We start from the raw sequence: 23,948 nt of genomic DNA, 5'->3' as shown, positions 1-23,948 counted from the left end.
ACAACGGCGGCTTCTTTTGACGTGGCCGCGTTCCGGGTAGCGATGACCATCGTGGGCCCCACCCCTCAACACGGCAGCACCGACGCGCTGGAGGTTGCGTTGACCGACGACGTCCTGGTCGTACACGGAGGAAGTCCGCTGGAAGGGCGGATCCGCGTGCGCGGCGCGAAGAACCTGGTTTCCAAGGCGATGGTCGCCGCCCTGCTGGGCGACACCCCCAGCCGGCTGTTCGACGTGCCGCGGATCCGTGACGTCGAGGTGGTCCGTGGGCTGCTCGGCCTGCACGGGGTCAAGGTGACCGACGGCGACGAGGACGGCGAGCTGGTCTTCGACCCGGCCAACGTCGAGAGCGCCAGCACCGACCAGATCAACGTGCACGCCGGCTCCAGCCGGATCCCGATCCTGTTCTGCGGCCCGCTGCTGCACCGGCTGGGCCACGCCTTCATCCCCGACCTGGGCGGCTGCCACATCGGCCCGCGCCCGATCGACTTCCACCTGCAGGCGCTGCGCGAGTTCGGGGCGACCGTGGACAAGCGGCCGGAAGGGCTGCACCTGTCCGCCCCGAACGGGCTGCACGGCACCAAGTTCGCCCTGCCGTACCCGAGCGTCGGCGCCACCGAGCAGGTGCTGCTCACCGCCGTGATGGCGGAGGGCGTCACCGAGCTGCGCAACGCCGCCGTGGAGCCGGAGATCATCGACCTGATCTGCATCCTGCAGAAGATGGGCGCGATCATCAAGGTGCACACCGACCGGGTGATCGAGATCCAGGGCGTGCCGAAGCTGCACGGGTACACCCACCGGCCGATCCCGGACCGGATCGAGGCGGCGAGCTGGGCGGCGGCGGCCCTGGCCACCCGGGGCCACGTCGAGGTGCTCGGCGCCCAGCAGGCCGACATGATGACCTTCCTGAACATCTTCCGCTCGGTCGGCGGCGAGTACGAGGTCACCGACGCCCGGCCGCCGAAGCTCGGCGACCCGGGCCAGGAGGGCGGCATCCGGTTCTGGCACCCGGGCGGGGAGCTGAAGTCGGTCGCCCTGGAGACCGACGTGCACCCCGGGTTCATGACCGACTGGCAGCAGCCCCTGGTGGTCGCGCTGACCCAGGCCCGGGGCCTGTCGATCGTGCACGAGACGGTGTACGAGCAGCGGCTGGGCTACACCGAGGCGCTGAACACCATGGGCGCCAACATCCAGGTGTACCGGGACTGCCTGGGTGGCACCCCGTGCCGGTTCGGCCGGCGCAACTTCAAGCACTCCGCGGTGATCGCCGGCCCGAGCAAGCTGCACGCCGCCGACCTGGTCATCCCGGACCTGCGCGCCGGGTTCAGCCACCTGATCGCGGCGCTCGCCGCCGAGGGCACCTCCCGGGTGTACGGCGTCGACCTGATCAACCGAGGGTACGAGGACTTCGAGGCGAAGCTGGCCGACCTCGGCGCCCACGTCGAGCGTCCCTGACCCGACCGGCCGGGCATGACCTGGCTCACCTCCGCCCGCGCCCACCGCACCGATGTGCACCGGGCGCGGGCGTTTGGCTACCCTTGCCGCGTGCCCTCGCTCTTCCGCCGCAAGTCCACCGACGTCGTCGACGAGTCCGTCACCCCGGTGACGACCGACGACGAGTCCGTCGCCGCCCAGCCCCGTGGCTACACGCCGGCGAAGGGCCGTGAGACGCCGAAGCGGCCGGGTGCCGCCCGCCGACCGGGCGGGTCCACCAAGCCGCTGACCAAGGAGGAGGCGAAGGAACGTCGCCGCCAGTTGCGGGCCGAGGCGGCGGCGGAGTTCCGCCGGGAGGGCGGCCCGCGCGACCGGGGCCCCGAGCGGCTCCTCGCCCGCAACGTGGTCGACTCCCGCCGCACCATCGGCACCTGGTTCTTCGGTGGCGCGCTGATCGTGCTGATCGGCTCGAACGCGGCGATGCCGCCGATCGTCCGGCTGGTCTCCAACCTGCTCTGGGGAGCGCTGGCCCTCGGCGTGGTGATCGACTCGATCCTGATCTCGCGGAAGATCAAGAAGCTGGTCCGGGAACGCTACCCGCGCAGCGGCGAGCGGATGGGCTCGCTCTACCTGTACGCGATCATGCGGTCGATCACCTTCCGCCGGATGCGCGCCCCCGAGCCCCGCGTCAAGCTCGGCGACAAGGTCTGACGTGTAAGGAGGGGCCCCTTCCTAACGCTTTCTGTAGAGGAAGGGCCCCTTCCTAACACCCGGGGGCGCGCGGCGACACGTGGACCGACCCAGCACGCCGGTGCGCGGAGCAGCCCGGTGGCCGGGCACGCAGCGGCCGCCGGGCACCTACGCCGCCCCACCCGGGCCGGCAGGCCGGGCCCGAAGCGGGTCAGGGCACGCCGAGCAGGCGGAGCAGGGCGGTCACCCCGGCCGCAGCCACCACCACCAGGACGAACGGCGCACGACGCCAGGCGAGCAGCACCCCCGCCAGCACCCCGACCGGGCGCGCGTACCCGGCGAAGTGGGCCGCCTCGGTCAGCGCCGCCGTCGCGGCCAGCGCGGCGAGCAGCGCGGCGGCCCCGACCGGCAGCAGCCGCCGGGACCACTCGGGCAGGTCCAGCCGGTCGCGCAGCAGCACACCGGTGAGCCGCAGGCCGAACGTACCGGCGGCCAGGGCGAGGATGACCGCGATCAGCACGGCGCCCCCTCCGGCCGCCCGGCCCGCGCCCCGGCCGCCGACCCGACGCCCACCGCGTCACCATTGACCGGGCCGGCATCATCCGGGGCGGCAGGGGTCGGCGGGGTGGTGGAGCGGCGGGGCAGGAAGAGCACGAGCAGGCCGCCGAGGGCGAGCAGCACGGGCAGGCCGGCCGGGAGGAACGGGGTGGTCAGCACCGCCAGCGCCGCGCCGACCAGGGCCACCCGCCGGGTGTCGCGGTCCCGCAGGCTCGGCAACAGCAGGGCGAGCAGACCGGCCGGGAAGGCCGCGTCCAGCCCGAAGGCGGCCGGGTCGCCGAGCGCGCCGCCGGCGAGCACGCCGATCAGGGTACCGAGGTTCCAGGCCAGGAAGAGCAGGGTGGCGGCGATCCAGAAGGCGCGGCGGCGGGCCGGGCCGGCGGGGCGGGCCAGGGTGAACGCGGTGGTCTCGTCGGTCATCAGGTGGCTGCCGAGCAGCCGCTGCCAGAGTCGGCCACCCATGGTGCCGCCGAGGGTCAGCCCGAACGGCAGGTGCCGCGCGTTGAGCAGCAGGCCGGCGAGGACCGCGGCGACCGGGCTGCCGGCGGCCACCAGGCCGACGGCCATGAACTGGGCCCCACCGGCGTACACCAGGATCGACATGACCACCGGGGCCCAGAGGGGCAGGCCGGCGGCGACCGCCATCGCGCCGAACGAGGCGCCGACCGCGACCATCGCCGCGCCGATGGCGGCCACGTCGCGCAGCACCGCGCGATCGGGTCCGACCCGCACTGTTCGCTCTGCCGTACGCATGTTCGTTATGATGAACAGCCGCAGGGTCGTTCGTCAAACCGAACAAACGGTACGATGGAACGAACATGACGACCGAACCCGCTCCCCCACTGGCCACCATCGCCGCGGCACTGCGCCGCGAGCGACAGCGCGCCGGCATCTCGCTGACCGAGCTGGCCCGCCGGGCGAAGATCGCCAAGTCGACGTTGTCCCAGTTGGAGTCGGGGCTGGGCAACCCGAGCGTGGAGACGCTCTGGGCCCTGGGGGTGGCCCTCGACGTGCCGTTCAGCCGGCTGGTCGAGCCGACCCCGCCCGCCGTCCGGGTGATCCGGGCCGGCGAGGGGCCCCGGGTCCGCTCCGAGCACGCCGACTTCACCAGTACGTTGCTCGCCGCCGGGTCACCGCACGTCCGCCGGGACGTGTACGTCATCGCGCTGGAGCCGGGGCAGGTCCGGGTCGCCGAGGCGCACACCCCGCGCAGCGTCGAGCACGTCGTGGTGGCCGCCGGGCGGCTGCGCGCCGGGCCCGGCACCGACCTGGTCGACCTGGACCCCGGCGACTACGTGACCTTCCCCGGTGACGTCCCGCACCGGTACGAGGCGCTCACTCCGGGGACGTTCGCGGTCCTGGTGATGGAGCACCCGTGAGCCCGGCACCGGCCGGGAACTCGCCCGCCGGGGACTCGCGCGCCGGGGCCTCGCCGGCCGGGGAGCGGTAGAGCCGGGCCACCACCTCCTCGATGTCCGGCTCCACGATCGAGATGTCGCGCAGCGGGACCAGCCCGGCCAGGGCGCCCACCACCTGCGCCGCGCTCGCCGCCCCGCAGGCGTACACCAGCCGGTGCCCGTCCGCCTCCACCCGGTGCAGGGTCGCGCCGGTCAGCACCGGTGGCGCGGCCGGCGCGCTGTCCAGGTCGGCCACGACCAGCCGGCGCGAGCCGTACCGGGCGTGCAGGTCGGCGATCGAGCCGTCGTGCGCCACCCGACCGTGGTCGACCACGACGAGCCGCCGGCAGAGCCGTTCGATGTCGGCGAGGTCGTGGGTGGTGAGCACCAGCGTGGTGTCCCCGGTCCGGCTCAGCTCGCCGAGGAAGCTCCGGACCGCCTGCCGACTCACCACGTCCAGTCCGATGGTCGGCTCGTCGAGGAAGAGCACCTCCGGGCCGTGCAGCAGCGCCGCGGTCAACTCGCCCCGCATCCGTTGCCCCAGCGAGAGCTGCCGGACCGGGGTGTCGGCGAAGGCGTCCAGGTCCAGCAGGTCCCGGCAGCGGCGCAGCCGGGCCGCGTGCTCGGCGGACGGTACCCGGTAGATGTGCCGCAGCAGGTCGAAGGAGTCCCGCAACGGCAGGTCCCACCAGAGCTGCGACCGCTGGCCGAAGACCACCCCGATCCGGCGGGCCAGCCGGGTCCGGTCCGGCACCGGGCGCAGGCCGCAGACCCGGACCGTCCCGCCGGACGGGGCTAGCACGCCGGTGAGCATCTTCAGCGTGGTCGACTTGCCCGCGCCGTTGGCGCCGATGTAGCCGAGCGTCTCGCCCCGGGCCACCCGCAGGTCGATTCCGTCCACCGCCCGCACGGTCCGCCGCGCCCGGCGCCACCGGCCGACCTTCACCCGGACGGGGAACTCCTTGCGCAGGTCGCACGCCTCGATGATCGTCATGACCCCGTACTCCGGTAGTGACGGACGCCGGCGCGCCAGAGCAGCGCGGCGACCCCGGCGGCGACCAGCGCGACCGCCGGCGACACCCAGCCGACCCAGGCCGGCAGGCCCAGCGGGTCGGCCCGGCCGAGCAGCGCCAGCGCCGGGTGGTAGCTGACGAAGGCGAACCCCAGGCCGTACGCGAAGGCCGCGCGGAACCAACCCTCGAAGACCGTGACCGGGTACGAGGTGAAGTCCCGCCCTCCGTAGGTGACCGAGTTGGCCAGTTCGCCCGACTCGGTCCAGTAGAACGTGAGCGTGGCGGTGGCCACGAAGATCGAGCCGAAGAAGACCGTCCCGGCGAGCGGGGCGAGCACCACCAGCACGACCCGCCCCGGCGTCCAGTCGATCCCCGCCGAGGTGACCGCCGCGACCAGCACCGCCACCCCGACCACGGCCCGGGACGCCTTGCGCAGCGGCAGGTCCATCAGCAGCAGTTGGGGCAGCGCGCCGAGCGGACGCAGCAGCACCGCGTCGAACAGCCCGCTGCGCACGTACACCGGCAGCCGTTCGACGTTGCCGAAGAGCAGGTCCGCCAGGGCGAAGGCGGTGGCACTGAGCCCGACCACGACCAGCGTCTCGCGCAGCGTGAAGCCGCCCAACTCCCGGGTGACGCCGTAGAGCACCACGACGGCCAGCACGTCGAACACGGTGGCCCCGACGTTGCCGGTCAGGTCCACCACGAACGAGGCCCGGTACGTGGTCTGCGCCCGCGCCTGCGCGCCCAGCAGGGCCCGGTACGCGACCAGCGCCCCGCCGGCCCGCTCGCCGCGCCGGACCGCCGGCCACCGCTCAGCCACCGTGCACCACCAGCCGCCGCTCCGCCCGCCGCTGCACCCACCGGCACCCGGCCAGCAGCAGGACGGCCCAGCAGAGCTGCACCCCGACCAGGCCGGCCTGGATCGCCGGGGAGTCCCGTTCGACCAGTACGTCCAGTGGGGCCTGGAGCAGGCTCGGGAACGGGGTGAGCAACCACAGTGGCACGTACAGCCACTCCGGCAGGAAACGCAACGGGAAGGCGAGCCCGGCCAGCACCGCGGAGCAGAGCGTCCAGAGCAGCAGCGGCCCCCGGGCGTCCCCGAGCCAGTAGGCGGTGGCGTTGACCAGGTACCGGCAGCCGAAGGAGACCACCACCGCCAGGAGCACGGAGCAGCCGAAGAACGCCACGGTGGACCAGCGGGCCGGCAGGTGGACCTCGAACAGCAGCGGCCCGACCAGCAGCGGGGGCACCATCCGGGCCAGCCCGGCGTACCCGGCCCGGCCCAGGTCGGCGGCGAGGTAGCTGGTCACCGGGTGGACCGGCCGGAGCAGGTCGGCGACGATCTCGCCGGTGCGGATCCGGTCGGACAACTCCGTCCACCGCCAGAGCAGCACGACCGCCAGCAGCCCCTGCCCGGCCCAGACGAAGGTGACGAGTTGCGCCCGGTCGTACCCGGCCGCCGTGCCGGCCTCCCCGGCCACGGCGAGCAGGACGTAACAGCGGAGGATGCCGAAGACCGTGTTGGTCGCCACTCCGGCCACCGTGGCCTGGCGGTATGTCGAGTATCGCCGGAAACCCGATCCGACTATTGCGGCGAATGTCCGAATCAGTAGGATAACGTGTGGACGCGCGGACGGTGCCGCAGTGGCGGTGACCGAGCCCACGCCGCTACCCTCCATCCGCAGCCATCCCGCACCGGACGCGTGACTCTACCGGGGGGTGGGGCGCCCAGCGCGACAATATTCCGACGAGGTGACACCGCCGTGAGCGAGCGACGCGAGCCGGCCACCGGGGCGCGCCACGCGGGCTGCGACGGGGCCCGCCGATGAGTCGCGGCGACGTCGACCGGTGGCGTGACCCGGCCGAGCCGTCCTGGGTCTTCGCTCCGACGAACGAGTGGCAGCCACAGTTCCCGGGCCAGCGCTACCCGGGCGACATCGGCGTGCAGTACGCTCCCCCGCCCACCGGCCGGGCCGCCGCCGTGGGCCGTGCCGAGGTGCCGCCGCTGGCCCCGACCCGCGCCGACGGCACGTACCGGGTGGGCTGGGTCTGGGACGACGAGGACCCCGACGACCAGCCCGCCCCCGGGGGCGGGCGACCCGACCCGCGCGACGCGCGCCGCTCCGACGAGTTGTATCGCCGGCCCCACGCGGAACCGACCTGGCAGCGCGACCGGCCGACGTCGCCGCGCCCCGACCCGGACCGCTGGCCGACCGGCGGCGAGGCGGACCGGCCCGGACGCCGGCCCGCTCCGCCGGAGCGCACGCCGTCCCGCGAGACCGGCTGGCACCGACCCGAGCCCGACCACACCCGCGACCGGAGTCGCGACTGGGACCAGGGCCGGACCCGGGACCAGGGCCGCGACCACGACCGGGACCGGAGCCGCGACCTGGGCCGGGACTGGGACAGCGACCGGGGTCGCGACCGCTACGACGGCCGTCGCGCCCGTCCCGAACGTCCCGAGTACGGGTCTCGTCCCGTCTCCCCCGCACCCACCTACGGCACCCCGCCCGTCTCACCCGCGCCCCTCTACGGCACGCCACCCGTCTCACCCGCGCCCGATGCCGGCTACGGCACCCCACCGGTCTCCCCGGCACCCCGCCCCGGTCACGGCACCCGTCCGGTCTCGCCGGCGCCCCGGTCGGAGCGACCCGAGCCGGGCTGGATGCCGGAACCGGAGGAGCAGGCCCCACCGCGCCGGGCCGAACGACCCGCCGCCGGGTACGACCGGCCGACGCCCAGAGCCGAGCGGCGGTCCCCGGAGGACGGCCGCCCGCAGCACCAGTGGAGCCCGCACCCCCAGGACATTCCGGCGACCCAGCGCCCCCGGCCGGACCAGGGCGGCCCACGTCGACCGGCCGCCTCGGCCGAGCAGTGGCATCCGACCGACCGGTGGGGCGCGGGCCGGCAGCAGCCACCGGGACCTGCTCCGGCGCGTCCCGAGCATCCCGATCGACGGCAGCCGGCACCGGAGCCGCACCGCGAGGCGGGCCCGCGACCGGCCGCCCGGCGTGACGAGGGACTGCCCTGGCCGGCACCCGGCCCGATCCGGCCCGACCTGTTCCGTCGCCCGGAGCAGCGCCGCTCGACGGACCCGGGCGACGCCGGCACCGGGCAGCCCGACGCGCCGCCGCGCTACACCTCCCGCCCGGCAGAGCCGGGCCGTCCCTCCTGGCAGGACGGACGTCCACCGGTACCCCAGGACCGCCGTGAACCGGGCCGTCCCGCCGCCCCCTCGGAGCCGCGCGAGTCCGGCCGCCCCTCAAACCCGGGGGAGCCCCGGGACTGGGCCCGTTCGGCGCGGCCTGCCGAGCCCCGCGAGTGGAGCCGGCCGCCCACGCCCCCGGAGCCGACCGAGCGACCCCACTCGATCTACGAGCGGCCCCGACCGGCCACGTCCGGCCCGCAGGACCAACCCCGCACGGGTACGCCCGCGCGCCAGCCCCTCCGACCGGCCGACGCCGCACCGCCACGCGGGCCCGTGCCGCCGCACGAGCCCCCGCCACCACACGACGCCGCCCCACCCCGCGACGCCGCCCCACCCAGGGAACCGGTGTCCTGGCACGAGTCGGTGACGCCCCGCGAACAGGTGTCGCCGCGTGAGACGGTGTCGTCCCGGGAGTCGGTAGCTCCGCAGGAGGCGACGACGCCGCAGGAGATGGCGCGGCGGCACGACGTCGTACCGCCGCGTGAGTCGGAGGCACCCCGGGCGGGGGCCGCCGCCCTGCACGAGACCAGGCCAGCCCGGGAGACTACGCCGGCCGGGGACGTCGACCTCCCTTCGGCGCCCGTGTCCCCGGCGGCCCGGCTGCGCATGGAGTTCCTGCCCGGCCCGGTCACCCCGGCTCCGTACCCGACCCGCTCCGACCCCCTGGCCGACACCGCCCCGGCGGCCGGTGCCACCCCGGCGGCCGACGCCAAGCCGCGTGCGGAGGAGGTCGCGGCTGGACACCGTGGGGCCGAGGTTCCCCTGGTCGGTCGGCCCGACGCCGGTGCCGCTCCGGCGGCGAGGCCCGCCGCGACACCTGGCGACGACGACTGTCGAGCTGAATCGGATACGACATCGCCGGCTGACTCGGTGACGACATCAGCTCGACAGTGGAACTCTCCCCTCTCCACCGACCCGGCACCCGGGTCGGCGGAGGACCGCCCGGCGGAGGCCGAGCCCCGGGAGCACCGCGCTGACGCCAGGCCCACCGAGCCGGACCCCCGTGACGCCGACCCGCCGTCGGCCGAGGGACCGGCCGACGCCCCCGCATCGAGGCCGGCAGACTCCTGGGCCGTCGCCCCGGACCTGCCCCGGCCGTACGTTCCCCCGCCGGGCGGGCCCGCGTCGACCGAGCCGGCGCGGCCCGAGCCGGCACCGGCGAGTCGGCCCGGCTCCGAGCCGTCCGCGCTGGGCGGCGCGGATGCGTGGTTCCGTCCCAAGCGACCGGTCGTCGCCGAGCCGGCGGCAGCGCGGCCGGACGGTCCAGCGGAGCCGGGTACCCCTGGGGTCGAGACGGCCGAGCGGTCCGCCCCGGCAGCCGGCGGCGGCCCTGCGGACAGCGACGGCGATCCGGACCACGGAATGCCCGGGGCCGACGAGGCCGGCTCTGTCCCCTCGCCGCACGTCACCGACGCAGCGCCGATCTCCGCACCACCGGTCGATACCGCAGCCGACCAGAACGTCGTCCCGCCGGAGCAGCTCGCAGCCCTGACCGTCGAGCCGGTCGAGTCCGTGCCGGCTCGGCCGGTCAGCGCGCCTCCGGCCGAGTCCCGCCCCGCGTCAACGGCTGCTGACGACGGCACCGTGCCGCCACCGGTCGACACGGCCCCGCCACCGGTCGACGCGGTCCCGCTGTCACCCGACCAGCCGGTGTCCGCACCACCAGCCCGCCCGGTCTCTGCCGCACCGGCACCACACATCTCCGCGCCACCGGTGGACGCGGTTTCGGCAGCGCCGACGGCACCGGTCGCCGCCCCGCCAGCCGCACCAGTCTCCGCACCACCGGCGACCCCGGTTACGGCGCCGCCTGCCTCGGTCCCGACTGCGCCAGCAGCGCCGACCTCCGCGCCACCAGCAGCACCGATCTCAGCGCCGCCAGCGAGTCCGGTGTCCGCGCTCCCGGCCGATCACGACAGCCCGGAGAACCAGCCGGACAGCCCCGTGCTCGTAACGCTCCCACCGGCTCCGGTCTCCACGCCGCCAGCACCCGAGCCACCGCCCCTCGTGCCACCGGTCTCTGCCCCACCGGTCTCCGCACCACCGGCCTCCGCACCGCCGGCCTCCGCACCGCCGGTTTCGGCACCGCCAGCATCCGCGTCGCCGACCGCCACGCCGCCAGCGCCCACGCCGCCGACACCCCAGCAGCCGGCTCTCGCCCCGCCGCACACCGCACGGCCGGACACCGCGCAGCCGGCTCCGACAGTGGTGGCACCCGCGCCGCCAGCCCTCGCATCGCCGGCCGCCGACACGGCACCGGAGTCCGCCTCCGAGCCCCAGGAGACCGAGGCCGGCTCGGGGGCCAGGAACGGTTCGGCGGCCAAGGCCAGGGCCGGGGACGGTTCGGGGGCCGGGAACGGAGCCGGGTCGGGTGACCCGTCGGTCGGCCGGAGCGGGCAAGCTGACGCAAGGGTGGCCGGGGAGACGCCGGCGGCCCGGCCGGTCGACGTCCAGGGTGACCCGGAGCAGGCGCTGACCAGCTACCGCTGGGAGATCGACCCCGGGACGCTCCGGGAGATCGTGGAGAGCCCGGACGACCTGCGGACGATCCGGCGACGGCTCACCGAGAAGCTGGGCGCGGCCATCGACAACCGGGCCCGCGCCCGGCTGCTCAGTCTGCGGGCGGTGGCGTCCCGGCTGATCGGAGAACTGGACGACGCCCTCGCCGACGGCCGGCTCGCGTTGACCTACGCGGAGGCGACCGGTGAGCTGCGCCGGACCGCGCTGGTGCAGGCGCGGCTGGCGAACGTGCTGCGGTGGCGCGGCGAGTTCGCCGAGGCCGACCGGCTCCTGGCCAGGGCGAACTCGCCGGAACTGCCCGACCGGCTACGCGCCGCGTTGCACGAGCACGCCGGACGGTCCTGTTACGACCAGGGGCGGCTGATCGAGGCGTGCCACCACTTCGAGCGGGCACTGGACCTGCGCGGTGACGGGGATGCCGACCTGTCGGCCCGGGTACGCCAGGCGTTGGACGCGGTGCAGCGGCGGGCCGGGGACGGCGGTTTCGGGCCGTACCCCCGCAGCCGGGACGAACTCCTGGAGCGGCCGGTCCTGCCGGTGCCGGCGCGCGACGGCGACCGGGAGCGGTGGGGGTACGCCGATCCCGACGGCGACTTCGTCATCGCCCCGGAGTACGCGGCGGCGCAGCCGTTCCACGAGGAGTTGGCCTGGGTACGCCGGCCCGACTCGCCGGGGTGGACGCTGCTCGACCGGCACGGCGTACCCCGCTTCGAGTCCGCCTGGCCGGCGGTGCGGCCCTTCTCGGACGGGCTGGCCTGGGTCTCGCCCGACGGCTCCGGGTCCTGGCTGGCCGTCGACCCGGACGGCGAGGTGGTCGCGCACCAGGGCTTCGACGAGGTACGCCCGTACCGGGCCGGTCGGGCGGCGGTGCGCCGGGGCGAGGGCTGGGGCGCGGTGGACACCAACGGGCGGGTCGTGGTGCCGACCCGGTACGGCGGCTTCGCCACCACGCTGAGCGACGGTCGACGGGTCGCGGGCTTCACCGACGAGGGGCTGGCCGTGGTCGAGGTGGGCGGTCGGCAGGGGGTGCTGGACCGGACCGGCCGGATGGTCGTCGAGCCGACCCACCCGGTGCTGGTCATCCATCCGGTCGCGTTCCTGGTCGGTGACGGGGGCGGCCGGTGGGGCGCGCTCGACCGGCACGGCGAGCCGCTGATCGACCTGGTGCACCGCGACCGCGACGAGGTGCTGGCCGAGATCGAGCGGCTGCTCACCGACGCCTCACCGGTCCTCTGACCGGCGGGCCGGCGGGGAAGGGCCAGCGCGGGCGGGGGCGTCAGGGTGAGCGGCGGCGGCACCGGAGTTAGGGTCGGGACCATGGAATTCCGACACCTTGGCCGCTCGGGCCTGCTGGTCAGCGAGATCTCGTACGGGAACTGGATCACCCACGGTTCCCAGGTCGAGGAGGAGGCGGCGGTCGCCTGCGTACGGGCCGCCCTGGACACCGGTATCACCACCTTCGACACCGCCGACGTGTACGCCGGCACCCGCGCCGAGGAGGTGCTGGGCAAGGCCCTCGCCGGGGAGCGTCGCGCGGGGCTGGAGATCTTCACCAAGGTCTTCTGGCCGACCGGGCCGGGCCGCAACGACCGGGGCCTGTCCCGCAAGCACATCATGGAGTCGATCGACGGCTCCCTGCGCCGGCTGCGCACCGACTACGTGGACCTGTACCAGGCCCACCGGTACGACTACAGCACCCCGCTGGAGGAGACCATGTCGGCCTTCGCCGACATCGTCCACTCCGGCAAGGCGCACTACATCGGCGTCTCGGAGTGGAAGGCGTCGCAGCTACGCGAGGCGCACGCGCTCGCCCGGGAGCTGCGCATCCCGCTGGTCTCCAACCAGCCGCAGTACTCGATGCTGTGGCGGGTCATCGAGGCCGAGGTGGTGCCCGCCAGCGAGGAGCTGGGGATCGGGCAGATCGTCTGGTCGCCGATGGCGCAGGGCGTGCTCACCGGCAAGTACCTGCCGGGGCAGCCGCCGCCGGCCGGTTCCCGGGCCACCGACGAGAAGTCCGGTGCGGACTTCATCGCCAAGTGGCTGGACGACGAGGTGCTGACCCGGGTGCAGCGGCTCAAGCCGCTGGCCGAGCAGGCCGGGCTGACCATGGCCCAGCTCGCCGTCGCCTGGGTCCTGCAGAACCCGAACGTCTCCTCGGCGATCATCGGCGCCTCCCGTCCGGAGCAGGTGCACGACACCGTGAAGGCGGCCGGGGTGAAGCTCGACGCCGAGCTGCTCAAGGCGATCGACGAGATCGTCGACCCGGTCACCGAGCGGGACCCGTCGAAGACCGAGAGCCCGGCCCGCCGCCCGTGACCCACCGGCTCCGGGCCGGCGCGACCACCGCGCCGGCCCGGAGTCAGCCCTGCCAGAAGCGGATCAGGTCCAGCCCGGCGGCGTACAGCCAGGGCGGCAGGCCGAGCAGGTTCGCCACCGCGAAGACCGCGTCGAAGAACCACCCGCCGATACGCGGGTTCCACAGCAGCGCGAAGAGCAGGATGAACCCGTACGGGGCGAACAGGTCGTACATCCGGCGCCACTGCGGGGTCAGCCACGGCTGGATCATGTTGCCGCCGTCCAGGCCGGGTACCGGCAGCAGGTTGAGCACGCTCGCGGTGAGCTGGAGGAACGCGAGCAGGGCCAGGCCGGCCCAGAACTCCACCGACCCACCGGTACCGGTGCCGATCCGCAGCGCCGCCACCAGCACCAGGGTGAACAGCACGTTGGTGGCCGGGCCGGCGAGGCTGACCAGGGTGTGCCGCAGCCGGCCGGGAATGGCGTGCCGGTCCACCCAGACCGCGCCGCCGGGCAGGCCGATCCCGCCGAGCAGCACCACCGCCACCGGCAGCACCACCGACAGCAGCGGATGGGTGTACTTGAACGGGTTCAGGGTGAGGTAGCCCCGGTGGGCGACGCTGCGGTCACCGGCCCGGAAGGCCACCACCGCGTGCGCGTACTCGTGCAGGCAGAGCGAGACCAACCAGCCGGAGACCACGAAGAGGAACACGTCGACCCGGACGTTGCCGACCTGGTTCCAGGCCAGCGTCCCGCTGGTCACGAAGAGCGCGACCAGGGCGAGGAAGACCGGGCTCGGGCGGAACGCCGCCCGGGGCACGCCGAGCACCAGCGGCTCTCCCGGGCGGTCGTACCCCATCAGTCGCCCGACTGCAGCAGACTCATCCGGTAGTCGACCCGGTCGTCCTCCAGCAGGATGACGGTGGTGACGCCGGACGCCGCGAGCTCCCGCCAGGTCTGGCCGATCCAGGACTCGGCGTCGGCCTGACTGCCGAACGACTCCGCCGGTCCGTCCACCGCCGCGCCGTCCGTGCCCTCGTACCGCCAGCTCCACGCCATGCCGCGTCTCCCCTCGCCGCTGAAGTCCCGCCGGGACGAACTCAGCCAGCGTAGTCGCCTTCCGGCGCACCGCACCCGGCGGTGGCCCGCCGGACACCGCCCGTCACGGGTTCCTGCGGCGGCAGCGGGGGTATGGAGCGGACACGACACACCGCGCGCAGGCGCGGCCAGGACGGTGCGGGAGGAGCGAGATGGTACGGCCGTTGCAGGAGATGGACACGGAGGAGCTGCGGAGGATCGCGGTACGGGGTGGCATCGAGGGGACCGAGGCGATGGACCGGGAGGAACTGGTCGACGCCCTGGTGGCGCGGCCCGGCGAGGGCGCCTGGCAGGAGGACCCGAAGCCGGCCGACGTGAATCCCAACGACTACCAGTACCACGGCCCCGAGCAGCGCTGACCTGGCCGCCGAAGCCCTCACGCGGGCCCCGGGGCAGCACCTCCGCGCCGCCGTGGGTCCGGATGGCTCTAAGGTACGCACATGTCGGTTGACGGGTGGCACAAGGTCCTGGTGCTCGGCGGTGTCCGGTCGGGCAAGTCCGAGTTCGCCGAGTCCCTGGTCGGTGACGCGCCGACCGTCCGGTACCTGGCCACCTCCGCGCCGGGCGATCCGGAGGACACCGAGTGGGCGCAGCGTCTGGCCGCCCACCGCAGCCGCCGGCCGGGTAGCTGGCGGACGGAGGAGACCGCCGCCGATCCCCGCCGCCTGGCCGACGTGATCTCTTCGGCCGAGCCGCACGAGACGCTGCTCGTGGACGACCTGGGTGGCTGGGTGACGGTCCTGCTCGACCCCGCCCACCAGCCCGCCGACGACACCGCCACGATCACCGAGCTGGCCGGGGCGATCCGCGCCTGCCCGGCCCGGATCGTCCTGGTCAGCCCCGAGGTGGGGCTCTCCCTGGTGCCGACCACGCCGGTCGGCCGGGCCTTCACCGACGCGCTCGGCGCGGCCAACCGGGCCGTCGCCGACGCCTGCGACACGGTCGTCCTGGTCGTCGCCGGCCAGCCGTGCTGGCTCAAGCCGGCCGCCCCGCCCCGGCCGGCGACCGTACCGGCGCAGAGCGGCCCGGCCCAGACCGTCCCCGTCGGCGCGTTGATGGACGCCACGACTCCCCCGGCCACCCCGCCGCCCCCCGCGCCCGAACCCACCCCGGCGACCTCCACCGGGCCGCAGCCCACCCCGGCGGACAGCACCGGGGCGAGCCGCCCGGCGTGGTCCGGGCCGACCGAGTCGCTGCCGGTGGTCACCGCCGGGACGGTCATCCAGCCGGGCATGGACCTGCCGATGCCCGACGACCTCGCCGGCCCGCAGGCGGTACAGCGGCTGGCCACCCTGGACCTGCCCGGTACCGGTCTGGGCACCATGGAACGGCTGGTCAGTTTCGCCGCGGCGACGCAGGGCACCGCCACGCCCGTCCCGTGGGAACGGGTACGGCTGCTGCTGCTCAACGGCGACCACGAGGGCGGCTCCGCCGCCGGTACCGTGCCCGGCGAGTCCGCCCGCCGGGCGCAGCAGGCCGAGGATGGCGCCGGCCTGCTGGGCCGGCTGGCCGACGGGACCGGGACGGCCATCCAGGTGGTCGACGTCCCCGCCGCCGGGGCGATCGAGCACGGTCCGGCGCTGACCGCCGAGACCGTGGAGGCCGCGCTGCGGTTCGGCTGGCAACTGGCCGAGGAGGCCGCCGAGGCCGGCGTCCACCTGCTGGTGCTGGGCTCGTGCGGCGGCGGCACCGACGCGGCAGCCGCCGCGGTGCTCGGGGCGACCGCCGGGGCGGAGCCGTCGGCGGTGCTGGGCCGGGTCGTCGACACCGACGGGCGCATCGACGACGCGGCGTGGATGCGCCGCTGCGCGGCGGTGCGCGACGCGCTGCACCGGACCCGCCGGACCTCGCGCGAGGCCAAGGACGTGCTGGCCGAACTGGGCGGCGGGGACATCGCCGTCGCCACCGGCGTCCTGCTCGGGGCGACCGCGCGCCGGCTGCCGGTCCTGCTCGACGGGCCGGTCGGGCTGGCCGCCGCGATGGTCAGCCGGGACCTGGCCGGGCAGGCCCGGCACTGGTGCCTGCTCACCGACACCGGTGGCCACCCGGCGGTCCGGCTCGCCGCCGACGTGCTCGGTCTCAGCCCGCTGGTCGACCTGCGGCTCGACCTCGGCGAGGGCGCCAACGCGCTGACCGTGCTGCCGATGCTGCGCTCGGTCCTCTCCGTCGCCGCCGGGCTGCCGGCCCGCCCGGCCCCCGGCACCACCCCGGACCCCGCCGCCACCCCGGACCCCGCCGCCACCGCCCCGGACTCCCCGCCGACCCCGGCGGAAGCCCCGGGCAGCCCGGCGACCCCGGCGGAGGCTCCGGCGGCACCCGACGACGACCAGGGCACGGACCGGGACGCCGCCGACGACGACCGGGAGTTCGCCGAACCGCAGCCGGCCGACCCCGGCCCGACCACGACCGACACGGAAGCCACCGGATCCGGCAGCACCGACACCGCCACCGGCAGCACCGACACCGGCAGCCCGCGCACGCCCACCGGCGCCGGTGCCGGTACCGCCACCACGGGCGCCGGTGCCGAGCGGGTGCCGGACACCGGCCGGCAGGCCGGCTGACCCGTGCCGGAGGGTGCCGCCACGGGCGGTCCGGGCCGGCAGGCCGGCCGGTTCTCCGCCGGCCTCCGGTTGGCGGTCACCACCTTCACCGTCCTGCCGGTACCCGCCGGGCGGGTCGACCGGGCGACGGCGGGGGCCGCGATGGCGCTCGCCCCGGCCGTCGGGGCGCTGCTCGGCGTCGTCCTGGCCGGCGTGCTGCTGGCCCTGTCGGCGGTCACCGCGCCGCTGGTGGCCGCCGCGGTGACGGTCGGCTGCGCGGCCCTGCTCACCCGGGGGCTGCACCTGGACGGGTTGGCGGACACCGTCGACGCCCTCGGCTCGTACCGGCGGGGGCCGGCCGCCCTGGAGATCATGAAGCAGCCGGACGTGGGACCGTTCGGGGTGGTCGCGCTGGTCGTCGTCCTGCTGGTGCAGGCCGCGGCGCTCGCGGAACTGGCCGGGCGGTCCGGCCCGGCGGCGCTCGCGGCGGTGGTGGCGGCCGTCGCGGCCGGCCGGGTCGGGGTGACGGTGGCCTGCCGGCGCGGGGTGCCGGCGGCCCGGCCGCAGGGGCTGGGCGCGCTGGTCGCGGGGACGGTCGGCCCGCTGGCGCTGGCCGCCGGCACGGTCGCCGTCGCGGTGGTGGCGGTCGCCGCCGTGCCGGACCGGCCGTGGCAGGGGCCGCTCGCCGTCGCCGTCGCCCTCGCCGTCGTGGTGGCGCTGCTGCGCCACGTGGTACGCCGCCTCGGCGGGATCACCGGCGACGTGCTCGGTGCCGTCGTGGAGATCACCACCACGCTGGTCTACCTGGGACTGCTGCTGTCCGGCTGAGCCGCTCCCGCCGGCCGGGTAGCGTTTCGGATCGACAGCACCGGTGCGTCAGGATCGGGGACGACATGCTCATCACGGACGACTTCCTGCCGGTACCGGTGCCGGAGTCGCTCACCGCGACCTACCTGGTGCCGATGGCCGGGCTGCCACGGGTCGGGACGAAGACGGCGGTGGCGGCGCTGGCCGACCGGCTGGCCGAGCCGGTGTACGGACTGGCCCGGCAGATGCTGGACAGCCCGCTGATGTCGGTGGAGACCCGGCCGATCGGCGAGTTCCCCGAACTGCCACCGGACCTGCTCACCGCGTTCGGCGCCACCGAGGCGCAGCTCGACCGGCTGGCCGCCGCCAGTCACGTGGTGGTGGTGCAGGCGCAGTACCGGCCGGGGTGGCCGCCGGCACACGAGTGGGCGGCCCGGGCGGTGGCCGCGGCGGTCGCCGAGTCCGCCGACGGGGACGTGGTCGACGTGTTCGGGTTGCAGTTCCTCGACCCGGCGACCGCGCTGCGGTCACTGCCCGACGAGCGGGGGCGGATCCGGCTGGTCGACTGGATCCTCGTGCCGTACTCCTCCGACGCGGAGGGGCTGTGGTTCACCACCAAGGGGCTGCGCCGCTTCGGGCTGCTGGAGTTGCAGACCCAGGGGGTGCCCGACCACCTCACCCGGGCCTGGGGCGCGGTGATGACCGGGGCGGCCCGGCGGCTGCTGCGGGACTGGGCCGACGGGCTGACCGGCGAGGAGGTGCCGGCGTTCGTCCCGTTGCCGGTGCTCGCCACGGTGACCGGACACGACATCGCGGTGGCGTACGGCAACCCGGAGCAGCACGGGGCCACCGCGCCGGTGCTGCTGCGCCTGGAACTGGACCCGGCCACCGATCCGGAGGCCGACTCGTTCCTCAGTCTCCGCCCGCCGCTGGGGCACCCGGGCACCGACGGCCGGTACTTCGCCGCCGCCTGCGCCACCCTGTTCACCGGCATCCAGCCGGACGTGCGCTACACCCGGCCGGGGGACGCGATGTCGACGGCGGTGTCCACCGCGCGGTCCCGGCTGGACGAGGTGCGCTCCCGGTTCCTCTCCGGCGCGCTGCCCGCCGAGACGCAGTTGGTGGTCAAGTACGCCCTGCCCGGCGCCGACGGCCCCGAGTACGTCTGGGCCGGGGTGACCGCGTGGGAGGACCCGGAGCGGATCACCGGTGCCAGCGCCAGCGACGCCGCCGCCGACCCGGCGGTCCGCATCGGAGCCCCGGTCGTGGTGGCGACCGCCGACGTGGTCGACTGGGCGCTGCTCGGCGCCACCGGCGTCCTGGAGGGCGGCTGGACCCAGGCCGTCCTCGACGCCGGCCAACCCCCCACCACCCCCTGACCACCCCACCCCCACTGCCCTCCCCGTCCACCCCACCCTCACCCTCCTGGGTTGATCATGGAGTTGACGGCACTGGCCCCGCTCCGCCGTGCCGTCAACTCCATGATCAACGCGCAGGGCGGGGGGAGGGGGTGGGGAGGGCAGTGGGGGTGGGGGTCAGCGGACGGAGGGGGTGACGAAGGGGGGGCGGGTGAGGCGCATGGGGGTGGGGCGGTTGCGGATGTCGACCTCGACCTGGTCGCCGTCGGCGAGGGCGGCGGCGGTGTCGATCAGGGCCAGGGCGATGCCCTCCTTGCGGGTGGGCGAGAAGGTGCCGCTGGTGATGGCGCCGACGACGGTGTCGCCGACCCGGACGGTCATGCCGGGGCGGGGGATGCCGCGCTCCAGGGCGACCAGCCCGCGCAGCGTACGCACCGGTCCGGCGGCCTTCTCGGCGCGCAGCGCGTCGCGGCCCCAGAAGGCCGGCTTGTCCCAGCCCACCGCCCAGCCCGCGCGGGCCTGCACCGGGGTGATCTCCAGCGAGAGGTCCTGCCCGTGCAGCGGGTACCCCATCTCGGTGCGCAGGGTGTCCCGGGCGGCCAGGCCGCAGGCGCGCGGGGCGGGCTCGGCGGCGAAGAGCGCGTCCCACACCGGGACCGCCTGCGCGGCGGGCACCACCAGTTCGTAGCCGAGTTCTCCGGTGTAGCCGGTCCGGCACACGGTCAGCTCGACGCCGTCGAGGGTGGCCGGGGAGAAGCTCATGTACCCGTGGTCGGTGGGCAGGCCCAGGGCGGCGAGCAGGTCGGCCGAGCGGGGCCCCTGCACGGCGAGGACCGCGTACGCCTCGTGCTCGTCGGTGACGGTGACCGACGGCGGGGCGGCGGCGCTCAGCCGGCGCACCACCTCGGCGGTGTTCGCGGCGTTCGGGATCAGGAAGACGTGGTCGTCGGCGTACCGGTAGGCGATCAGGTCGTCGACCACGCCGCCGGTGGCGTCGTCGCAGCAGAGCGTGTACTGCGCCCGGCCGGCGCCGATGCGCCCGAGGTCGTTGCTGAGGCAGGCGTCGACGAAGTCGACCGCCCCGGTCCCGGTGACCCGTGCCTTGCCCAGGTGCGACACGTCGAAGACGCCGACCCCGGTCCGGACCGCGGTGTGCTCCTTGAGCACTCCGCCCCCGGTGTACTCCAGCGGCATCTCCCAGCCACCGAAGGGGGCGAACTTGGCGCCGGCGGCGGTGTGCCGCTCGTGCAGCGGGGAACGACGCAGCCGGGTCGCGGCGGCGTCGGGGGTCACCTCGGTCATGGGTGGCAACTTACCGGGGTCCGCACCGCTGGTTAGCATCGGCGGGACCCCGTCGGCGACGCGGACGGGACGCAGCCGTCCTCCGGCGGGTACGTTGCGCCGGAGACCACCGACAAACCGCCGGTACGCGACGACGCGGCCGGCCCGGCCCGCCCGGAGTTGCTTTGACATCGCCCAGCACCACCCTGAGCCTGGTCGACACCGACCCCGCCGAACTCGCCGTCGACGCGATCGTGATCGGCGTGCACAGCCAGACCGGTGAGCCGGACGCCACCAGCGGACCCGCTGGCGCCCTGCTGCTGGCCAGTGGCGCGGAGAGCATCGCCGCCTCGTTCGACGGCCGGCTGACCGAGACCCTGGCGCTGCTCGGGGCGACCGGCGCCCCGGGTGAGGTGATCAAGCTGGCCACCCTGGGCACGGTGACCGCCCCGCTGGTCGCCGCGGTCGGCCTCGGGCCGGAGCCGACCGGCGCCGCGCCCGCCCCGGAGACGCTGCGCCGGGCCGCCGGGGCGTCGGTCCGGGCGCTGGCCGGGGCGGCCCGGGTGGCGTTGAGCCTGCCGCTGCCGGACGACGCCGACGCGCCGGCCGCGGTGCGGGCCGTCGCCGAGGGCGCGCTGCTCGGCGGGTACCGGTTCGCCGGGTACAAGACCCGGCCGCAGCCGGCCCGGCGGGAGCCGGTCGCCGAGGTGCTGGTGGCGGTGCCGGACGCGGCCGACGCGGCGGCGCTGGCGGAGGTGAGCCGGGCGCGGGCGGCGGCCGGGGCGGTGCGGGCCGCCCGGGACTGGGTGAACACCGCGCCGAACGACAAGCGCCCGCCGGCCTTCGCCGAGACGGTGGCGACCGCCGCCCGCGAGGCCGGGCTCGACGTCGAGGTGCTCGACGAGGCGGCGCTGGCCGAGGGTGGGTACGGCGGCATCCTCGCCGTCGGGCAGGGCTCCGAGGCCCCGCCCCGCCTGGTGCGGATCAGCTACACCCCGGCCGACGGCGGGAACGGCACCCGGGTGGCGCTGGTCGGCAAGGGCATCACCTTCGACACCGGTGGCGTCTCGATCAAGCCGGCGCAGGGCATGTGGGAGATGAAGTCGGACATGGGCGGGGCCGCCGCGGTCGGCGCGGCCATGCTGGCCGTGGCCGCGCTGAAGCCGGCCGTGGCGGTGACCGCGTACCTGCCGATCGCGGAGAACATGCCGTCGGGCAGCGCGTACCGGCCGGGCGACGTGGTCACCATGTTCAACGGCAAGAAGGTGGAGGTGCTCAACACCGACGCCGAGGGCCGGATGATCCTGGCCGACGCGATGGCGCGGGCCTGCGCGGACGGCTGCGACTACCTGTTCGAGACCTCCACCCTGACCGGCGGCCAGGTGATCGCACTGGGCAAGCGGGTCTCCGGCGTGATGGGTACCCCGGAGTTGTGCGAGCGGGTCCGGGTCGCCGGTGACGCGGTCGGCGAGCCGGCGTGGCCGATGCCGCTGCCGGACGAGGTGCGCAAGGGCATGGACTCCGACGTGGCCGACATCTCGCAGGTCAACGCGGGGATGGACCGGGCCGGTCACATGCTCCAGGGCGGCGTGTTCCTGCGCGAGTTCGTCACCGACGAGGTCCCCTGGGCGCACATCGACATCGCCGGCCCGAGCTTCCACACCGGCGAGCCGACCGGGTACCTGACCAAGGGCGGCACCGGCGTGCCGGTGCGGACCCTGCTGCACCTGATCGACGACGTCGCCGCGAACGGCTGAGGGTGTAAGGAAGGGCCCCTTCTTAACAGACGTCTGTTAAGAAGGGGCCCTTCCTTACACCTAGTACAGCTCGGGGCGGCGCTTGCGGCGCTCGTTGTAGTCCCGCATGCGCTGTGGGTAACCCATCAGCCGGACGTCGTAGACCGGGATGCCGAGGTGGTGCGCGAACCGTCGCGCCCCGTCCGGCCCGTCGATCCGCCGCCGGGTCCACTCCCCGTCGTCGGCGATCAGGATCACCGTGGTCTCGGTGACCGTGGTCTTCGGCTCGATGAACGCCTCGACGCCCTTGCGGCTGCGGACAAAGTTCGCAAGATGCTCCAGGTCGGCACGTTCGGCGGCCCGTTCCCGGTTGTCCGGTCTCGCCTGCTTGCGTCGTCGGAACAGACCCACCGGTCGTATCCCTCCAGTTTCCGTCAATGCGACCTGGCCAAGCGTACGTGTCGGGGACGTGTCGTTGGGCACCTCACTACGCGCTCCGGACCCGGTGGTGACAAGATGACCGAGGCGAGTATGCCCGTTTACCTGGCATGCCCCCTCGTAGCAGCGACGCGACCTGGGAGTTGGATGTGAGCGAGCCGAACGACGCGACCTTCGACGTGGTGATTCTCGGAGGGGGCAGCGGCGGCTACGCCACTGCGCTGCGCGCCGCCCAACTGGACCTGAAGGTCGCGCTGGTCGAGAAGGGCAAGCTCGGCGGGACGTGCCTGCACAACGGCTGCATCCCGACCAAGGCGCTGCTGCACGCGGCGGAGGTCGCCGACCAGACCCGGGAGTCGGAGCAGTTCGGGGTCAAGGCCGAGCTGGTCGGCATCGACATGGCGGGCGTCAACGCGTACAAGGACGGCGTGATCTCCCGGCTGTACAAGGGCCTGCAGGGCCTGGTCGGCGGCTCGAAGAACATCACCCTGGTCTCCGGCGCCGGCAAGCTGGTCGCGCCGGACACCGTCGAGGTGGACGGCAAGCGGTACACCGGGCGCAACGTGGTGCTCGCCTCCGGCTCGTACGCCAAGAGCCTGCCCGGCCTGGAGGTCGACGGCGAGCGGGTGATCACCAGCGACCACGCGCTGACCCTGGACCGGGTCCCCGCCTCGGCGATCGTGCTGGGTGGCGGCGTGATCGGCGTCGAGTTCGCCAGCGTGTGGAAGTCCTTCGGGGTCGACGTGACCATCATCGAGGCGCTGCCCCGCCTGGTCGCCGCCGAGGACGAGGAGTCGTCGAAGGCGCTGGAGCGCGCGTTCCGCAAGCGGAAGATCAACTTCAAGGTCGGCAAGCCCTTCGAGAAGGTCGAGAAGACCGAGAAGGGCGTCAAGGTCACCATCGCCGGCGGCGACACCGTCGAGGCCGAGCTGCTGCTGGTCGCCGTCGGCCGGGGCCCCAACACCGCCAACCTCGGGTACGAGGAGCAGGGCGTCAAGCTGGACCGGGGGTACGTGCTGACCGACGAGCGGCTGCGCACCGGCGTGCCGAACGTCTACGCGGTCGGCGACATCGTGCCCGGCCTCCAGCTCGCCCACCGTGGTTTCCAGCAGGGCATCTTCGTCGCCGAGGAGATCGCCGGGAAGAACCCGGCCGTGATCGACGAGGTCGGCATCCCCCGGGTCACCTACTCCGAGCCGGAGCTGGCCTCGGTCGGGCTGACCGAGGCGAAGGCCAAGGAGAAGTACGGCGCCGACAAGGTCAAGACCTACAACTACAACCTGGGTGGCAACGGCAAGAGCCAGATCCTCAAGACCACCGGCTTCATCAAGCTGGTCGGGCTGGTCGACGGCCCGGTGCTCGGCGTGCACATGGTCGGCGCCCGGGTCGGGGAGCTGGTCGGGGAGGCGCAGCTCATCACCAACTGGGAGGCCTACCCCAGCGAGGTCGCCCAACTCGTGCACGCCCACCCCACCCAGAACGAGGCCCTGGGCGAGGCGCACCTGGCCCTGGCCGGCAAGCCGCTGCACGCACACGCCTGATCCACGCAAACCGCGGCGTCCGGCGACGGGCGATGAC

General features: G+C 74.9%; 20 protein-coding genes. 11 read left to right on the top strand and 9 right to left on the bottom strand.

Going from position 1 to position 23,948, the window contains the following annotated elements:
- Positions 1–42 precede the first annotated feature (42 nt).
- Together murA and ACQUFX_RS02215 are read left to right on the top strand one after the other, a co-directional pair.
- Positions 43–1,455, top strand: coding sequence for a UDP-N-acetylglucosamine 1-carboxyvinyltransferase (murA, locus tag ACQUFX_RS02220; protein ID WP_245648369.1), 1,413 nt, complete (start codon positions 43–45; stop codon positions 1,453–1,455).
- A 90-nt stretch (positions 1,456–1,545) separates the two neighbouring features.
- Positions 1,546–2,145 (top strand): DUF3043 domain-containing protein, encoded by a 600-nt coding sequence (locus ACQUFX_RS02215; RefSeq protein ID WP_067367903.1) that lies wholly within the window; start codon positions 1,546–1,548, stop codon positions 2,143–2,145.
- Between the two features lie 190 nt (positions 2,146–2,335).
- Here the strand turns inward: ACQUFX_RS02215 and ACQUFX_RS02210 are convergent, their stop codons facing one another.
- Together ACQUFX_RS02210 and ACQUFX_RS02205 are read right to left on the bottom strand one after the other, a co-directional pair.
- Positions 2,336–2,644, bottom strand: coding sequence for an AzlD domain-containing protein (locus ACQUFX_RS02210; RefSeq protein ID WP_428964381.1), 309 nt, complete (start codon positions 2,642–2,644; stop codon positions 2,336–2,338).
- A complete protein-coding gene (locus tag ACQUFX_RS02205; RefSeq protein ID WP_428964380.1) occupies positions 2,638–3,435 on the bottom strand; it encodes an AzlC family ABC transporter permease in 798 nt (265 codons plus the stop codon). The genes ACQUFX_RS02210 and ACQUFX_RS02205 overlap by 7 nt, the downstream gene beginning before the upstream one ends.
- Before the next feature lie 65 nt (positions 3,436–3,500).
- Here ACQUFX_RS02205 and ACQUFX_RS02200 point away from each other — a divergent pair, with 65 nt between their 5' ends.
- Positions 3,501–4,061 (top strand): helix-turn-helix domain-containing protein, encoded by a 561-nt coding sequence (locus ACQUFX_RS02200; protein WP_428964379.1) that lies wholly within the window; start codon positions 3,501–3,503, stop codon positions 4,059–4,061.
- On the opposite strand, the gene ACQUFX_RS02195 is transcribed toward ACQUFX_RS02200, so the two are convergent.
- From ACQUFX_RS02195 to ACQUFX_RS02185, 3 genes are read right to left on the bottom strand one after another with little or no spacing between them, the layout of a single operon-like run.
- Entirely contained in the window at positions 4,018–5,073 is a 1,056-nt protein-coding gene (locus ACQUFX_RS02195) for an ABC transporter ATP-binding protein (RefSeq protein WP_428964378.1), read from the bottom strand. The two genes, ACQUFX_RS02200 and ACQUFX_RS02195, sit on opposite strands and share 44 nt — an antisense overlap.
- Positions 5,070–5,912: an ABC transporter permease gene (locus ACQUFX_RS02190; RefSeq protein ID WP_428964377.1), complete on the bottom strand. Its 843-nt coding sequence runs from the start codon at positions 5,910–5,912 to the stop codon at positions 5,070–5,072. The genes ACQUFX_RS02195 and ACQUFX_RS02190 overlap by 4 nt, the downstream gene beginning before the upstream one ends.
- Positions 5,905–6,756 carry an ABC transporter permease gene (locus ACQUFX_RS02185; protein ID WP_428964376.1) on the bottom strand — a complete coding sequence of 284 codons (852 nt, stop codon included), beginning with the start codon at positions 6,754–6,756 and terminating at the stop codon, positions 5,905–5,907. The genes ACQUFX_RS02190 and ACQUFX_RS02185 overlap by 8 nt, the downstream gene beginning before the upstream one ends.
- Before the next feature lie 3,056 nt (positions 6,757–9,812).
- On the opposite strand from ACQUFX_RS02185, the gene ACQUFX_RS02180 reads away from it, so the two are divergent.
- Positions 9,813–12,053 (top strand): WG repeat-containing protein, encoded by a 2,241-nt coding sequence (locus tag ACQUFX_RS02180; protein WP_428966831.1) that lies wholly within the window; start codon positions 9,813–9,815, stop codon positions 12,051–12,053.
- 81 nt (positions 12,054–12,134) lie between these two features.
- Complete coding sequence (locus ACQUFX_RS02175) at positions 12,135–13,133, top strand: aldo/keto reductase family protein (protein ID WP_428964375.1); 999 nt, start codon at positions 12,135–12,137, stop codon at positions 13,131–13,133.
- 43 nt (positions 13,134–13,176) lie between these two features.
- Here ACQUFX_RS02175 and ACQUFX_RS02170 read toward each other — a convergent pair whose 3' ends face one another.
- Together ACQUFX_RS02170 and ACQUFX_RS02165 are read right to left on the bottom strand one after the other, a co-directional pair.
- Positions 13,177–13,971, bottom strand: a complete 795-nt coding sequence (locus ACQUFX_RS02170; protein WP_428964374.1) for a site-2 protease family protein — start codon at positions 13,969–13,971, stop codon at positions 13,177–13,179.
- Complete coding sequence (locus ACQUFX_RS02165) at positions 13,971–14,171, bottom strand: hypothetical protein (RefSeq protein WP_067367870.1); 201 nt, start codon at positions 14,169–14,171, stop codon at positions 13,971–13,973. The genes ACQUFX_RS02170 and ACQUFX_RS02165 overlap by 1 nt, the downstream gene beginning before the upstream one ends.
- A gap of 191 nt (positions 14,172–14,362) precedes the next feature.
- On the opposite strand from ACQUFX_RS02165, the gene ACQUFX_RS02160 reads away from it, so the two are divergent.
- From ACQUFX_RS02160 to ACQUFX_RS02145, 4 genes are all read left to right on the top strand, one after another.
- Positions 14,363–14,569, top strand: coding sequence for a hypothetical protein (locus ACQUFX_RS02160; RefSeq protein WP_067367868.1), 207 nt, complete (start codon positions 14,363–14,365; stop codon positions 14,567–14,569).
- Between the two features lie 81 nt (positions 14,570–14,650).
- Entirely contained in the window at positions 14,651–16,771 is a 2,121-nt protein-coding gene (locus ACQUFX_RS02155) for a bifunctional adenosylcobinamide kinase/adenosylcobinamide-phosphate guanylyltransferase (RefSeq protein ID WP_428964373.1), read from the top strand.
- A 3-nt stretch (positions 16,772–16,774) separates the two neighbouring features.
- Positions 16,775–17,578, top strand: a complete 804-nt coding sequence (gene cobS, locus ACQUFX_RS02150; protein ID WP_428964372.1) for an adenosylcobinamide-GDP ribazoletransferase — start codon at positions 16,775–16,777, stop codon at positions 17,576–17,578.
- Between the two features lie 65 nt (positions 17,579–17,643).
- Entirely contained in the window at positions 17,644–18,936 is a 1,293-nt protein-coding gene (locus ACQUFX_RS02145) for a DUF2314 domain-containing protein (RefSeq protein ID WP_428964371.1), read from the top strand.
- Positions 18,937–19,092: 156 nt separating this feature from the next.
- On the opposite strand, the gene gcvT is transcribed toward ACQUFX_RS02145, so the two are convergent.
- Entirely contained in the window at positions 19,093–20,217 is a 1,125-nt protein-coding gene (gene gcvT / locus ACQUFX_RS02140; RefSeq protein WP_428964370.1) for a glycine cleavage system aminomethyltransferase GcvT, read from the bottom strand.
- A 164-nt stretch (positions 20,218–20,381) separates the two neighbouring features.
- On the opposite strand from gcvT, the gene ACQUFX_RS02135 reads away from it, so the two are divergent.
- A complete protein-coding gene (locus ACQUFX_RS02135) occupies positions 20,382–21,953 on the top strand; it encodes a leucyl aminopeptidase (protein WP_428964369.1) in 1,572 nt (523 codons plus the stop codon).
- Positions 21,954–22,013: 60 nt separating this feature from the next.
- On the opposite strand, the gene ACQUFX_RS02130 is transcribed toward ACQUFX_RS02135, so the two are convergent.
- Positions 22,014–22,343 carry a hypothetical protein gene (locus tag ACQUFX_RS02130; protein ID WP_067372572.1) on the bottom strand — a complete coding sequence of 110 codons (330 nt, stop codon included), beginning with the start codon at positions 22,341–22,343 and terminating at the stop codon, positions 22,014–22,016.
- 137 nt (positions 22,344–22,480) lie between these two features.
- Here ACQUFX_RS02130 and lpdA point away from each other — a divergent pair, with 137 nt between their 5' ends.
- A complete protein-coding gene (gene lpdA / locus ACQUFX_RS02125; protein WP_428964368.1) occupies positions 22,481–23,911 on the top strand; it encodes a dihydrolipoyl dehydrogenase in 1,431 nt (476 codons plus the stop codon).
- Positions 23,912–23,948 lie beyond the last annotated feature (37 nt).

Origin of the sequence: Micromonospora fluostatini (assembly GCF_050410825.1) — a bacterium.
In the GTDB taxonomy this organism is placed as follows: Bacteria; Actinomycetota; Actinomycetes; order Mycobacteriales; family Micromonosporaceae; genus Micromonospora; species Micromonospora rosaria.
The sequence above is the reverse complement of the archived record's forward strand: the minus strand, read 5'-3'. Positions and strand labels throughout refer to the sequence as shown.